Annotated in this window: 15 protein-coding genes; 5 read left to right on the forward strand and 10 right to left on the reverse strand. The window is 66.8% G+C overall.

The features are described from left to right. The first annotated feature begins 83 nt into the window (after nucleotides 1–83). Complete coding sequence (locus tag V3B25_RS16410; protein ID WP_032127602.1) at nucleotides 84–1,157, forward strand: SRPBCC family protein; 1,074 nt, start codon at nucleotides 84–86, stop codon at nucleotides 1,155–1,157. 103 nt (nucleotides 1,158–1,260) lie between these two features. Continuing rightward, nucleotides 1,261–1,632: a DUF423 domain-containing protein gene (locus V3B25_RS16415; protein WP_019659313.1), complete on the forward strand. Its 372-nt coding sequence runs from the start codon at nucleotides 1,261–1,263 to the stop codon at nucleotides 1,630–1,632. Nucleotides 1,633–2,129: 497 nt separating this feature from the next. On the opposite strand, the gene V3B25_RS16420 is transcribed toward V3B25_RS16415, so the two are convergent. From V3B25_RS16420 to V3B25_RS16440, 5 genes are read right to left on the reverse strand one after another with little or no spacing between them, the layout of a single operon-like run. Beyond that, nucleotides 2,130–2,939 (reverse strand): M15 family metallopeptidase, encoded by an 810-nt coding sequence (locus V3B25_RS16420; protein ID WP_329811009.1) that lies wholly within the window; start codon nucleotides 2,937–2,939, stop codon nucleotides 2,130–2,132. Nucleotides 2,940–2,948: 9 nt separating this feature from the next. Further along, nucleotides 2,949–3,542, reverse strand: coding sequence for a PH domain-containing protein (locus tag V3B25_RS16425; RefSeq protein WP_032127599.1), 594 nt, complete (start codon nucleotides 3,540–3,542; stop codon nucleotides 2,949–2,951). Between the two features lie 3 nt (nucleotides 3,543–3,545). Then, on the reverse strand, nucleotides 3,546–3,725 hold the full coding sequence (locus V3B25_RS16430) for a DUF4177 domain-containing protein (protein WP_032127598.1): 180 nt from the start codon (nucleotides 3,723–3,725) through the stop codon (nucleotides 3,546–3,548). Beyond that, nucleotides 3,722–3,901 carry a hypothetical protein gene (locus V3B25_RS16435; protein WP_049461502.1) on the reverse strand — a complete coding sequence of 60 codons (180 nt, stop codon included), beginning with the start codon at nucleotides 3,899–3,901 and terminating at the stop codon, nucleotides 3,722–3,724. The genes V3B25_RS16430 and V3B25_RS16435 overlap by 4 nt, the downstream gene beginning before the upstream one ends. 45 nt (nucleotides 3,902–3,946) lie before the next feature. Then, nucleotides 3,947–4,828 (reverse strand): SPFH domain-containing protein, encoded by an 882-nt coding sequence (locus V3B25_RS16440; RefSeq protein ID WP_107433609.1) that lies wholly within the window; start codon nucleotides 4,826–4,828, stop codon nucleotides 3,947–3,949. A gap of 137 nt (nucleotides 4,829–4,965) precedes the next feature. Here V3B25_RS16440 and purT point away from each other — a divergent pair, with 137 nt between their 5' ends. Then, nucleotides 4,966–6,153, forward strand: a complete 1,188-nt coding sequence (gene purT / locus V3B25_RS16445) for a formate-dependent phosphoribosylglycinamide formyltransferase (RefSeq protein WP_201118404.1) — start codon at nucleotides 4,966–4,968, stop codon at nucleotides 6,151–6,153. 328 nt (nucleotides 6,154–6,481) lie between these two features. After that, complete coding sequence (locus V3B25_RS16450; RefSeq protein ID WP_049424335.1) at nucleotides 6,482–6,892, forward strand: immunity protein YezG family protein; 411 nt, start codon at nucleotides 6,482–6,484, stop codon at nucleotides 6,890–6,892. 110 nt (nucleotides 6,893–7,002) lie between these two features. On the opposite strand, the gene V3B25_RS16455 is transcribed toward V3B25_RS16450, so the two are convergent. Together V3B25_RS16455 and V3B25_RS16460 are read right to left on the reverse strand one after the other, a co-directional pair. Next, complete coding sequence (locus V3B25_RS16455; protein ID WP_329811010.1) at nucleotides 7,003–8,211, reverse strand: endonuclease/exonuclease/phosphatase family protein; 1,209 nt, start codon at nucleotides 8,209–8,211, stop codon at nucleotides 7,003–7,005. Nucleotides 8,212–8,249: 38 nt separating this feature from the next. Next, entirely contained in the window at nucleotides 8,250–9,005 is a 756-nt protein-coding gene (locus V3B25_RS16460) for an arginyltransferase (protein ID WP_049447050.1), read from the reverse strand. 156 nt (nucleotides 9,006–9,161) lie between these two features. Here V3B25_RS16460 and V3B25_RS16465 point away from each other — a divergent pair, with 156 nt between their 5' ends. Then, the gene (locus V3B25_RS16465) at nucleotides 9,162–9,725 is read left to right on the forward strand and encodes an EF-hand domain-containing protein (RefSeq protein ID WP_049461453.1); all 564 of its coding nucleotides are present in this window, start codon (nucleotides 9,162–9,164) and stop codon (nucleotides 9,723–9,725) included. 51 nt (nucleotides 9,726–9,776) lie between these two features. Here the strand turns inward: V3B25_RS16465 and V3B25_RS16470 are convergent, their stop codons facing one another. The 3 genes from V3B25_RS16470 to tesB all read right to left on the reverse strand — a co-directional run bounded on the left by V3B25_RS16470 (nucleotide 9,777) and on the right by tesB (nucleotide 12,523). Then, on the reverse strand, nucleotides 9,777–10,994 hold the full coding sequence (locus tag V3B25_RS16470) for a sigma-70 family RNA polymerase sigma factor (protein ID WP_182267434.1): 1,218 nt from the start codon (nucleotides 10,992–10,994) through the stop codon (nucleotides 9,777–9,779). 106 nt (nucleotides 10,995–11,100) lie between these two features. Next, nucleotides 11,101–11,610, reverse strand: coding sequence for a pathogenicity-like protein (locus tag V3B25_RS16475; protein WP_329811011.1), 510 nt, complete (start codon nucleotides 11,608–11,610; stop codon nucleotides 11,101–11,103). 4 nt (nucleotides 11,611–11,614) lie between these two features. Beyond that, on the reverse strand, nucleotides 11,615–12,523 hold the full coding sequence (gene tesB, locus V3B25_RS16480) for an acyl-CoA thioesterase II (protein WP_008265305.1): 909 nt from the start codon (nucleotides 12,521–12,523) through the stop codon (nucleotides 11,615–11,617). Between the last annotated feature and the right edge of the window lie 166 nt (nucleotides 12,524–12,689).

The following is a 12,689-nucleotide window of genomic DNA, read 5'->3' on the forward strand; positions in this document are numbered from 1 at the left end:
TAAACAATGCCCGCGAAGCCTGCTAGGATTGGCGCTTCGCTTCAATCAACCCGGCCGTGGGATCGGCCCCGGAGACTCTCTGAATGACCCGTATTATCGAGTTCCTGATCGCCTTGGGGATCGTGGCTGGCCTGTTCGTCATCATTGGCGTATGTCTGCCGGGCGAGCGTCACATCACCGAAAGCATCGAGACCAACCGCAAGATGACGATCGTGTACGACACGGTCAGCAGCCTGCGCCGCTTCAAGGACTGGAACCCGCTGGTACTGCGCGATCCCGCCGTTGAACTGAAGCTGTCCGGCCCGGCCTCCGGCGTCGGTGCCACCCTCGACTTCACCTCCAAGGACCTGGGCACCGGTTCCTGGAAGATCACCGAAGCCGAAGAGAACAAGCGTGTTGCGATCGCCATCGATGACGCCACCAAGGGTCACGACAAGATCACCACCTTCACGCTGGAGCCGACCGGCAAGGGTGGCCGCAACGTCAAGATCACCCAGGACTACTCGGTGAAGTACGGCTTCGACCTGTTCGGCCGTTATGCCGGCCTGTATGTCAGCCGCCAGATCGGCGACGACATCAAGATGGGTCTGTCGCGTATGGCCAACATGCTGGCCAGCGTCCCGAACGTGGACTACCGCACCCCGGAAGCCCCGCTGACCGATCTGGCCATCGTCAATGTGCCGGCTGAAGACCTGCTGGTCGTCAACGCCGGTAACGTGGACCGCGGTCAGGACACGATCACCAAGTCCATCAAGGACAACCAGGAGTGGATCAAGCGCGTGATGGAGGCCAACGGCCTTGAAGCCGCCGGTCCGTTCCGCATCATCACCACCGATTTCGGTCAGGAGAAGTACGCCTTCGACATCGCCCAGCCGGTGAAGAAGAAGGGTGCTGAAGGTGCCACCGCTGAAGAGTTGACCGTCAAGATCGACGGCGGCGCTCCGGTCAAGTACGTGCACGTGGCCCCGCACCGTTCGGCGCATGCCGCCTACACCGGCCACATGGCGGGTCTGGACGTGGCCCGCAACGGCCTGCGTGCCTGGGCTGTGACCAACGGTTCGGAAGTGGTCGATCGCCCGTACGAAACCTGGAAGGACGGTCTGGACAAGTCGTTCACCCCGGAAGCGACCTACGACATCTACTGGGCCGTCAAGTAAGCCTCGGCTGACCCATGTAGTGTTGGACACGAAAACGCGCCGCTCATTGCGGCGCGTTTTTTTTCATCTGGCGCCCGGCAAGGGCGCTGCGCAAGGAGCCCACATGTTCAATCTCGAACGTCGCGCACGTAAGCCATCACTGCTGGCCTGCCTGGGGGCGCTGCTGGCCGCCGCCTCTATCGGCCTGTCGGCCTATGCCTCGCACGGTGTGGCCGACCCGCTGGCGCAGCAGCATCTGAACATGGCGGCGCTCTATGCGTTCGCGCATGGCGCGGTACTGGTGGCGCTCGGGCCGCGCGCGCAGGGCGCGATCGCGCACCTGGCGTTGTACGTGCTGCTGCTGGGCGTGCTGCTGTTTTCCGGCAGCCTGGTGGGTGGTGCGTTGTGGCAGTGGCCGACGCGGATGGCACCGATCGGTGGCACCAGCATGATGGCTGGATGGGTGCTGCTGGCGATCAATGCGTTGAGGCGGTGACGGTCGCAGGGCTGTCGCTTCGATCCATGCCGATGCGATCCTAAGGGTTCATGGGCGTTACTTTTCTTTTCGCGCGAAAAGAAAAGTAACCAAAAGAAACGCGCCGCCGGCCGCGAGCCGGTGCTGCGCACCGGTCCCCTGTGCTCCTCGGCCCGTCGAGGGACGGTGCGGGAACTCGCTGCGCTCAGACACCCGCACCTCTTCGCCCTCGTCGGACCTGCGGTGCTCGGCTCGCTTGAAGGCGGACCCAACAGCTGCGCGCTGATCCGTTACAGGGGCTTCGAGCGAAGCGACCCGCGTTTGCCTTTGTTCTCTTGTTCCATTCCGTGGCGGACGCACGCGGAATAATTCCAGGACGCGGGCGGGGTGGGCTTGCGGGGGTGTAAGCCGCATGGATGCGGCGCCCAAGCCTCCACGGACGGATTCACGGCGGCCCCCGCAAGTTCATCCCGCCCGCGGCCATGCATTGACTGCTTCAGGCTTTCGCCACGAGGGGCTCAGCCGTTGGCCGGTCTCCAGCACCAGTGCCAAGGTTCGTAGACGATCCCATGCGGGTTGTCGCGCGGGTAGCTCAGCTGGAAGCCATGCCTACCGGCATTCGCCTGCAGCCACGCAAACGCGTCGGTGGCTTCGAACGATTCTTCAGCCGGGGCGTCGCCCGGTGTACCGATGTCCAGCGCATGGCCGCTGTGGTGTTCACTGAAACCCGGTGCGGCATTGACCTTCAGGATCTCCGCCACGCTCAGGCCGCGCGCCAGCTTTCGTTCGAAGATGCCCAACTGGTAGGCATGGCTGCGGAAGCCGGAGATGGCGTCCAGCGCAATGCCATCCTGTGCCGCATGCAGTCGCATCCGTCGCCAGCCCTGCGCGGCGCCACGGCGCAGCCATAGCGGGCGGGCGAAGCGATCACGGCCGGCGAAGTGCAGCAGGCAGGGTTCGGGTTCCAGCGGCAGGCCGCTGTGGTCGGCATAGCGCTGTGCATCCAGGCCAAGCTGCTGCAGGCGCTGCTGTAGCCCCGTCAGCGGCAGCCACTGATCTTCCAGTCCGGCGCCGAAGGGCCGTGCAGCCGCGGTGTCCAGCAGCGCCAGTGCATCCTCGACCCCGGGCTCGCGCGGCAGGCGAGGCACCATCGAATGCACGCCGTGCGGCAGTACCGCCGCCAGATAGCGGCCATCACGCTTGCGCCGCAGCACCCACTGCGCCTGCGACAGCAGGCGTGCATCCGGGTTGCTGCGTGCGCGCAACAGGTGGGCGGGCCACAGCTCGATGGCCTCGGTATTGATCAGCAGGGGCGGGCGTCGTTGCATCGCCTCAGCTTACTGCCGTGGTGCCGACGCGGCCACCTTGCGCAGCGCATCGAGCAGCGCCTGCGGCCGGTCCACGCTGAGCAGCAGCGTGCTGCCATCACTGACCGGCAGGGCGAGGACACGCGCACGGTCGGTGACCAGCGCGAAGCCCTTGCCGCCTCCCTGCAGGCGGAAGTGGCCCGAGTAGAAGCCCGGCATTGAATAGCCATTGGTTTTGACACGGATGCCATAGCGGCGGTCACGCTGCAGGTCGACCACCTCGGCCTGGTCCAGCCGCAGCTGCGCCACCGGCACGCGCCGCCGGTACATCGTCGAGCGCACGTCCAGCACGTTGCCGGCCAGCTCCACCCGGCGGCGGAAGAATGCGGCCCCCAGCCCGACAGCGAGTACAGCGATGACGATCAGGCTCCATGCCGCACTGCCGCCCATCCGGAACCAGGGCGGCGACAGCGTTACTTCGATCCAGGGTGCGTTCGCCGGTGCCTTGTACAGCTGCGCATACAGGCAGGCCACGAAGGCAGCCAGCAGCGGCAGCACGATCCACAGCACGCGCAGCGGCGAACTCTCGGCCACGTCAAAGGGTTTCGGGTCACTGCCGCCCATGGTTCAGGCCTCCTTCTTGAACACCAGCATCGCCGGGCGCATCGGCGCCGGGATGATGATGTTGACCAGCTCCCAGCCCAGCTGGCCCTGCCGGCTCAGCTCAGCCTGGACATCCTCGGCCTTGAGTACGCCCATCATGGAGGTCTTGACCTCGATCGTCTGGTAGCTCCAGCGCTTGCTCATTCCTTTTCCTCCGACGATGGCGTTGGTTTCGGCAGGCGTCCTGCCTTGCGCAGGGCGTCGCGCAGCACGTACTCGATCTGCGCGTTGAGGCTGCGCAGTTCGTCATCAGCCCAGCGCTGCGCCGCAGCCAGGACGTCGGCGTTGATGCGCAGCGGGTAGGCTTTCTTCTCACTCATGGGGGCTCCTGGCGGGGCGGTGGGGCGCCCCGTTGCGAGTGTGGCTCAATACAGCGAGCCTGCATTGACGATCGGCTGGGTGCCGCGGTCCGAGCACAGCACGGTCAGCAGGTTGCTGACCATGTGCGCCTTGCGTTCCTCGTCCAGCTGCACCACGCCGTTCTTCTGCAGTTCGGCCAGGGCCATCTCGACCATGCCGACCGCACCGGCAACGATGCGCGTGCGTGCGGCGATCACCGCGTTGGCCTGCTGCCGCTGCAGCATCGCCTGGGCGATTTCGGCGGCGTAGGCGAGGTGGCTGATGCGTGCGTCGATGACCTGCACGCCGGCGTCGGCCAGGCGCTCGGCCAGTTCGTTCTTCAGGTGCTGGGAAATCTCGCTGGCATGACTGCGCAGTGCCAGCTGGCCATCCTCATGCTGGTCGTAGGGGTAGCTGGTGGCCATCGCGCGCAGTGCCGATTCGGACTGGATGTGCACGAAGCTCTCGTAGTCGTCCACGTTGTAGACCGCCTCGGAGGCATCGACCACCTGCCAGACGATGACCGCGGCGATCTCGATCGGGCTGCCGTCCAGCTCGTTGACCTTCAGCTTGCCGCTCTCGAAGTTGCGCACGCGCTGGCTGACCCGGCGCTTGGCATAGAAGGGGTTGTTCCAGCGCAGGCCGTTGTCCTTCACGGTGCCCACGTATTTGCCGAACAGGCTCAGCACCGCCGCCTGGTTGGGCTGGACGGTGTACAGGCCGGCCAGGGCGAAGATCGCCAGCGCCGCCACCAGGATGCCGGCCACCATCAGCAGCAGGTTGGGGGAACCGGTGCTGGCCTTGGCTGCTGCGCCCAGTACGAACAGGGCGCCGCCGGCGAGGGCGACAAGCAGGGCGCCGGCCAGCGTGCCGAGGCCGTTGAGCGAAGACAGCGACTTCTCTTTCATGGCGGTACGTCCTTGAGGGTTCGGAATGAAGATATCAAAGTGATATCACTTGTCGACTACCGTTCGTCGGATGCCATGGCCGGGGTGCCCGGCCAGCTAGAATGCCCACCCGCCTTCACATCGCTGCTGGAACCGCCATGGCCAAGCTTGGAACTCCGTTGTCCCCCTCCGCCACCCGCGTGCTGCTGCTCGGCTCGGGCGAACTCGGCAAGGAGGTGGCCATCGAGCTGCAGCGGCTGGGCGTGGAAGTGATCGCCGCCGACCGCTATGCCGATGCCCCGGCCATGCAGGTCGCGCACCGCTCGCACGTGATCGACATGCTCGATGCGATGGCGCTGCGTGCCCTGATCGCCCAGGAGCAGCCGCACCTGGTGGTACCGGAGATCGAGGCCATCCATACCGAGACCCTGGTCCAGCTGGAACAGGAGCAGGGCCTGCGGGTGATCCCGACCGCGCGTGCCGCACGCCTGACCATGGACCGCGAAGGCATCCGCCGCCTGGCCGCCGAGACCCTGGGCCTGCCGACCTCGCCGTACCGCTTCGTCGATACCGAAGCCGAGTACCGCGCCGCCGTGGCTGCCATTGGGCTGCCGTGCGTGGTCAAGCCGGTGATGTCGTCCTCGGGCAAGGGCCAGAGCACCCTGCGCAGCGAGGCGGACATCGCCCCGGCCTGGGAGTACGCGCAGACCGGTGGCCGCGCCGGAGCCGGTCGCTGCATCGTCGAAGGCTTCATTGATTTCGATTACGAGATCACCCTGCTCACCGTGCGCCATGCCGGTGGCACCTCGTTCTGCGCGCCGATCGGCCATCTGCAGAAGGACGGTGATTACCGAGAAAGCTGGCAGCCGCAGCCGATGTCGAGCAAGGCGCTGGCGCGTGCCGAAGAGATCTCGCGTGCGATCACCGATGACCTCGGTGGCTGGGGCCTGTTCGGTGTCGAGCTGTTCGTGAAGGGCGACGAGGTGTGGTTCAGCGAAGTGTCGCCGCGCCCGCACGACACCGGCCTGGTGACGCTTGTTTCGCAGGAACTGAGCGAGTTCGCGCTGCACGCGCGCGCCATCCTCGGCCTGCCGATCCCGGTGATCCGCCAGAGCGGCCCGTCGGCCTCGTGCGCGCTGCTGGCGCATGGCGAGGGCGTGCCGTACTTCAACAACGTCGCCGCCGCCCTGCAGGTGCCGGACACCGCCGTGCGCCTGTTCGGCAAGCCGAGCGTGCATGGCCACCGCCGCGTCGGCGTGACCCTGGCGCGCGCGGAAACCATCGACGAAGCGCGCGCCATCGCGCGTGATGCCGCCGAAGCGATCGGCGTCGAACTGCGCCCCTGAAAAAGCAGCGACGACCAACGGTCGTCGCCTACCGCATTCCGGTGGGTACCGACCGTTGGTCGGTACCGATCTCCTGAAGCGCTGAGCCATGCTCGGCTGCTTTACCAGGTGACGCTTTCAGCCCGTCGAATGGCCCGTACCTTCAACTATGAGCAATGGGTTAATGGATTGCTGTTGGTGGCTGGGGCGAGCCGGCAGAGGGCCTGCTACAAGACCACTTGGAGTTCACGCCAGACAAGCGAGTTGAAAGCGACATCTGGTTGAGCGTCAGAATCCTACGTGCTTTATCTTCTGACGGATGAATGCCAAAGACACCTCAGGAGAAGGCTTGGACGAGCGGCTTACATCAGCGCTACCAGCCTTGTATCACCGAATTGGCCAATCACTGATTGATGCCGTACCTACCGACCAATGCGGGATCTGGTTGAACTTCGAGATCATCAAGAATGCCTGGTCGGGTTGGGTGTTCTACCGCAAGCCGTCAGGTTCATACGGCTATCTAGAGCTTCCAGATGTTGCGGAAGCAGCGCTTCTGGAGATGCATCAGCTCTTTGCGCAATGGCACCATGCACTCTGGACGAGTTTGACGTTTCATCTGGATCCAGAGAACAAGATGGAAATCGAGCTTGGATATGAGCCACTTTCTGAAGAAGCGTTCATCGATTCCCTGGGCCGGGAACAGGCTTGGCAGGATCGCTATCTTGGAGCAGGGGCGCAGATAGACTGGCAGGGCTACTGAGCCTGGTTGGTTGAAGCAGCCGAGCATGGCTCGCCTCTACAGGGCCCTTGGAACGCGGTGGCTGCATTCCGGTGGGTACCGACCGTTGGTCGGTACCCCATCGACACCGGTTACGGCTTCACGTCCACCCACACCAGGTGGTGGTCGCTGCCGTCGGCGATCTTCGCTTCGGGGCTTTCATTGGCCGGCCAGAAGATGCCGCTGCCCACGTATTCGAAACCGGTCGAGGGCAGCACGTAGTCCAGGCGCATGGTGCCGGACTTCGGGCCGAAATCGCCGGTGGCATGGAACGGTGCGCCCTTGCGCTCGATGCCCTTGGCCGCATAGGCCAGGCTGGTCTGCTCGCCGCCGACGCTGCGCGGGGTGGGGTAGCGCAGCACGCGGGCGTTCTCGATCAGTTCGACGATCGCCTCATGGCGGCCATCGCCGTCGACCGGGTCGTTGTTGAGGTCGCCGAGGATCACGAAGCGCGCGTCCTGCGCCAGGCCGCCGCACTGGCCCTTGTCGTCGCACAGCCACGGCTTGTCTCCCTTGGACAGGTATTCCTGCCACAGGCGCAGTTCGTCGTGGTTGCGCGCGGCGTTGCGCTTTTCCGGGCCATCGAACACTGGCGGGGTCGGGTGCGAGACCAGCGCGTGGACCACGCCGGCCGGGGTCTTCACCGGCACGTCCCAATGTGACTTCGACGACAGCCGCAGCTGGGACCACACATGGTCGTTGTAGAAGCTCTTGCCGGTGCGCGGGTCGACCGGACGGATCGCGCCCGGCATCGCGCTCCACTTCAGCAGCTGGAAGCTGCGCACCTTGGCTTCATCGATCGGGTAGCGCGACAGCACCAGCATGCCGTACTGGCCCGGGTGCAGGCCGTAGCCCCAGGCATCGTTGCCGCGGCTGCGGCCTTCGCCGCCGACCACGCCGTTGTTGTCCAGGTCCAGGCCGCTGGGCACGCCGGTGTTGACCGGGGCCAGGTAGCGGTAGGCGAAGTGCAGCGGCTTGCCGCCGCCGGGCTGGGCCACTTCCAGGTAGCGCTTCTGGAACAGGTCGGCGGCGCGATGGGCGTCGTCGAAGTCGAATTCGTTCAGCAGCACCAGGTCCGGGCGCACCTGCTGCAGCACCGCGGCGATCTTGCGCGCGTGCTCGCTGTCGCCTTCCAGTTCCTTGATCAGGCCACCGGCGTCGTCGGAGTACAGCGAGGTGTTGTAGGTGGCCAGGCGCAGCGCAGCGGACGGCGTTTCGGTCATCGCGGGGGACGTGGCGAAGGCGGGGGCAGTGGCGCCGCAGAGCAGGGCCAGGGCGAGGATCAGGGGTTTGGCGTTCATGGGCCGTATTGTGCACCCGGCCCGGTGTCAGCGGTTTGTCAGCGCCCGTCCAGATCGTTGTCGAAATCGTGCCAGCGGCGGCCATCGTAGGCCTCCAGCGGATGGAAGCGGCGCTTGTAGTCCATCTTCTGGTGGCCGCGGATCCAGTAGCCCAGATAGACGTGCGGCAGGCCCTCGCGGCGGGCCCACTCGATCTGCTGCAGGATCGCGAAGGTACCCAGCCCGCGCGCGGCGTGGTCCGGGTCGAAGAAAGTGTAGACCGCCGACAGGCCGTGTTCGGTGACGTCGGTCACCGCCACCCCCAGCAGCTGGCTGGGCTGGCCGTCGTGGCCGGGCAGGCGCATCTCCATGAAGCGGGTGTGCGACCAGCTGCCGATCAGGAACTGCTCGAACTCGTGCGGGCCGTGGTCATCCATGCCGCCGTTGGCATGGCGGTGGGTGAGGTAGCGGTGGTACAGCGCGAACAGGTCGTCGCGGGCGGTGGCGGCGGTGATCCGCACCTCCAGGTCGTCATTGCGGGCGGCACAGCGGCGTTGGCTGCGATCCGGGGCGAAGCGCGCCACCGGGATGCGCACTGCCACGCAGGCCTGGCAGTGCGCGCAATGCGGCCGGTAGACCAGGTCGCCACTGCGGCGGAAGCCCCAGCTCAGTGCCAGCGGGTACAGGCCGCCAAGGCGGCGATCGTGCGGGTCCAGCACCAGGTCGCGCGCCACCCGGTCCGACCAGTACCCGCAGGGGTGCTCGCCGGTCTGGAAAAGTCGCAGTTCGTCGTCTCTGTCGCCATGTATCGCCATAGGCACAGCATAGCCCCAGCCTGTCGCAGTGGTGGCGACTGTCCGCCGGATGAATGGAACTGGCAGAGGCGTCAACCGACGTCGCGCCCGGGCGTTGTTGTCCCCCGAGGGTGAAGTGATCACCCCGACGCTGTTCCCATCCCCAGGAGTGACCTCATGATCCGTACCCCCCTGCTGCTGGCCCTGCTGCTCGGCACTTCCGCTTCCGGTATCGCGCTGGCCGCCGACACCCCGACCACGCCGGCGCAGCGCCCGGCCAAGCTGGACACCAACGGCGACGGCGTCATCGACCGCAGCGAAGCCGCTGCCAACCCGCGCCTGGCCGCGAAGTTCGACGAGCTGGACAAGAACAAGGACGGCAAGCTCTCGCGCGATGAGCTGCCGCGCTGGCAGCATGGTCGCCGTGGTGGCCACGGCGGTGAGCGCTGGGCCAAACTGGACGTCAACAAGGACGGCCGCATCAGCCGCGAGGAAGCCAAGGCCGATCCGCGCCTGGCCGCGCGCTTCGACCAGCTCGATCTCAACAAGGATGGCTACCTGGACAAGGCCGACCGCGAGCTGCGCATGAAGCAGCGCCGTGACGCCTGGTTCGCTGCCGCTGACACCAACAAGGATGGCCAGCTGAGCAAGGCCGAGTTCGATGCGGCCAAGGGCCCGATGCACGGTGGCCCGCGCCACGGCGGTCCGCGCGATGGCGAGGCGCCGAAGCCGCAGCGCTGAGGTTCAACGCAGTGAATGACGACAACGCCGGCGCACTGCCGGCGTTGTCCGTTACAGGCGGCCGCTGCGCATCAGTGAGTACACCACCAGCGCGATGACCATCAGGTTCATCGCGATGATGCCGGTGCGGCCGTACATCGATTCGAACTTCCAGTTGATGCCGGTGCGTCCGCGGCGGGCCGAATCGCGCGCGATCATCGGTGCCATCACCCGCTGCAGCGGCACCAGGCACTGGTAGTTGACCACGCCCAGGCCTACCGCCAGCACCGTCAGCTGCGTCCAGACCGGCGCCTGCAGCATCACAGCCAGCAGGATCGCCAGGCACCAGAACATGCCGGTGATGATGTTGAGGTAGAGGAAGCGGCGCACGTCGGCGCGCTCGGATGCCGTTTCGGTGTACGACATCAGGAAGCGTCCGCCCAGATAGCTGCCGATCGCTCCACCGACCACACCGCCGATCACCGCCCCCCAGCTTTCGGCCGGCAGCACGTGCAGCTGGCCCAGCGTGGCAGTCAGCGAGCCCATCGCGGTGCCGCCCGCAGCGCTGGCACCGCCGAGGCCAAGCTTGCTGCCGCCGATGCCGACACCGGTGCCGAGCAGCACCGCAGCACTGGCCGTGCCGGGCGCAGCCACCAGTACCATCGAAACCACCGCCGTAGCGAACGCGGCACTGGGTGCGCTGCTGCGCGCGAACTCGCCGAAGCGTTGCAGCAGGCCGTCGCGCACCAGGGCGCGGGCACGCGACAGGCGCTTGCGCACGGCGGCGTCACTGAGCCCGAGCAGGTCAGCCACCTGCTGCGAGCGCTGGCCTTCGCGGTAGTACAGCAGCAGCACTTCGCGGCTGTCGGCCGGCAACGCGGAAATGATGTCCTCGGCGGCGATCTCTTCTTCCACCCGTTGCAGTCGGTCGGCCGCGCCCGGGGCCGGGTCGGCCGCCATGCCCATCGCCACCTCGGCGGCCTCGCCGGTCAGAGGCCGGCCGCGCTGTGCGCGCAGCCAGTCGCGGGCCAGGTTGCGGGTGATCTGCCGCAGCCAGGGCAGGAAGCTGGTCGAACTGCGCAGCTGGTGCAGCTGCTGCCAGCCCTTCACGAAGGCCTCCTGGGCGATGTCCTCGCTGGCCTGACGATCGCGGGTGATGGCCAGTGCGATGGCGGTAACCGTGTTCTGGCAGGCCAGCACGATGCGGCCATAGGCGTGCTGGCAACCGCTGGCGGCGGCAGGCAGTTCGCGTTCCAGGGTCTGGTCGATCGATGCGGCGAACGTCGTCATGGCGGCGGCTCTCCTGCTGGGATTGTGTCCCAAGACGGAGCCGCGCGCCGAATGTGACCGGCCTTCTGCACGGTAGTGCCGGCCAGCGGCCGGCACTACCCGTGCGTCACTTCGAGGGCTGGATGCGAACCCGGATTTCTTCCACTTCCGGTGCGGCCTGCGGAGCCGGTTGCGCCTGCTGCGGCTGGGTCTGCGGGGCAGGGGCCGGTGCGACCGGCGCCGGGGCGCCGCGATGGCGCAGGCCGATCACCAGCGCCACGCCGGCGATCACCACCAGCAGGGCGATGCGGATGCGCCAGGCCCAGCCACGGCCGCCGCCGGTCGTCTCTGCGGTGTCGCGGAAGGCGAATTCGGCGGTCGGATGGTCGCGGCGGGTGGTGTCGAGCAGCCGCGCCTCGCGCAGGATTTCACGCGCGCGCGGCTGGTCGTCGGCGCGCACGATCCACACCGCTGGGTAGGCGTTGGCGTTGCCCAGGTCGGTATAGCTGAACTGGCCGCGGCGACGGGTCTTGTACGAGCGCCCATTGGTCACCTTGACGTCGATGCCATGCTCGCGCAGGAGCTCGGCGACGCCTTCGACGGTTTCCACGCGCTGGCTGCTGAAGATCTGGCGCATCGGATCAATCCTTGGCCGGCACGGCGGCCGCTGCTGCCTGGTCGGGAACGACGCGGATCAGGCCTTCCTGCGCGGTGCTGGCCACCAGCACGCCATTGCGGGTGAAGAACTGGCCGCGGGCCAGGCCGCGCGAATCCTGCGCGCTGGGGCTGTCCAGCGAGTACAGCAGCCAGTCGTCGGCACGGAACGGGCGGTGGAACCAGATCGCGTGGTCGAGCGAGGCCATCTGCACGTGCGGGTGGTAGTAGCTGATGCCATGCGGGAACGTCGCCGTGCCCAGCAGGTGGAAGTCGGAGGCGTAGGCCAGCAGCGCCTGGTGCAGCTCCGGGGCATCGCCGACCGGCTCGCTCAGGCGCAGCCACACCTGGTGGTACGGGGGGCGCTTGGGCGGATTGAGTTCATCGCGCGGGTAGACGTGGCGGAACTCGAACGGGCCGCCGCGTGACAGCCAGCGCTGCACCTTGATCGGCAGCCGCTCCAGCACTTCGGCCGGCAGCGGACGGTTCGGTTCGATGTCTTCCGGCTGCGGCACTTCGGGCATCTTGTGCTGGTGCTCGGCGCCGGTCTCGGCCTGCTGGAACGAGGCAGCACAGAAGAAGATCACCTTGCCGTGCTGGATTGCGGTAACCCGGCGCACCGAGAAACTGCCGCCGTCGCGGGTACGGTCCACGTCGTAGACGATGGGGTGGTCGATGTTGCCGGCGCGCAGGAAGTAGGCGTGCAGCGAGTGCACGTGGCGCCCGTTGTCGACCGTGGCCTGCGCCGCAGCCAGCGCCTGGCCCAGCACCTGGCCGCCGAACACGTACTTGGTGCCGATGTCGCGGCTCTGCCCGCGGAACAGGTTGTCCTCCAGCCGCTCCAGGGTGAGCAGGTCGATCAGCTCGGAGACGACGGGTTCGGGCGTGTCGTTCAAGGGGGCGGCCACAGCAATGAAGAGGCCCCGATTATACCGTTGCAGGCCAGTCCATCATTGGTAGTGCCGGCCGCTGGCCGGCAATCTCATGATCCTCCTGGGACACCTGCGGTTGGCCGGCCCCCGCCGGCCCCCCCCGGTGACTTGCCACCCCGGCGGCCCCCGC

This window comes from Stenotrophomonas sp. SMYL8 (assembly GCF_036320065.1).
Lineage (GTDB): Bacteria > Pseudomonadota > Gammaproteobacteria > Xanthomonadales > Xanthomonadaceae > Stenotrophomonas > Stenotrophomonas maltophilia_A.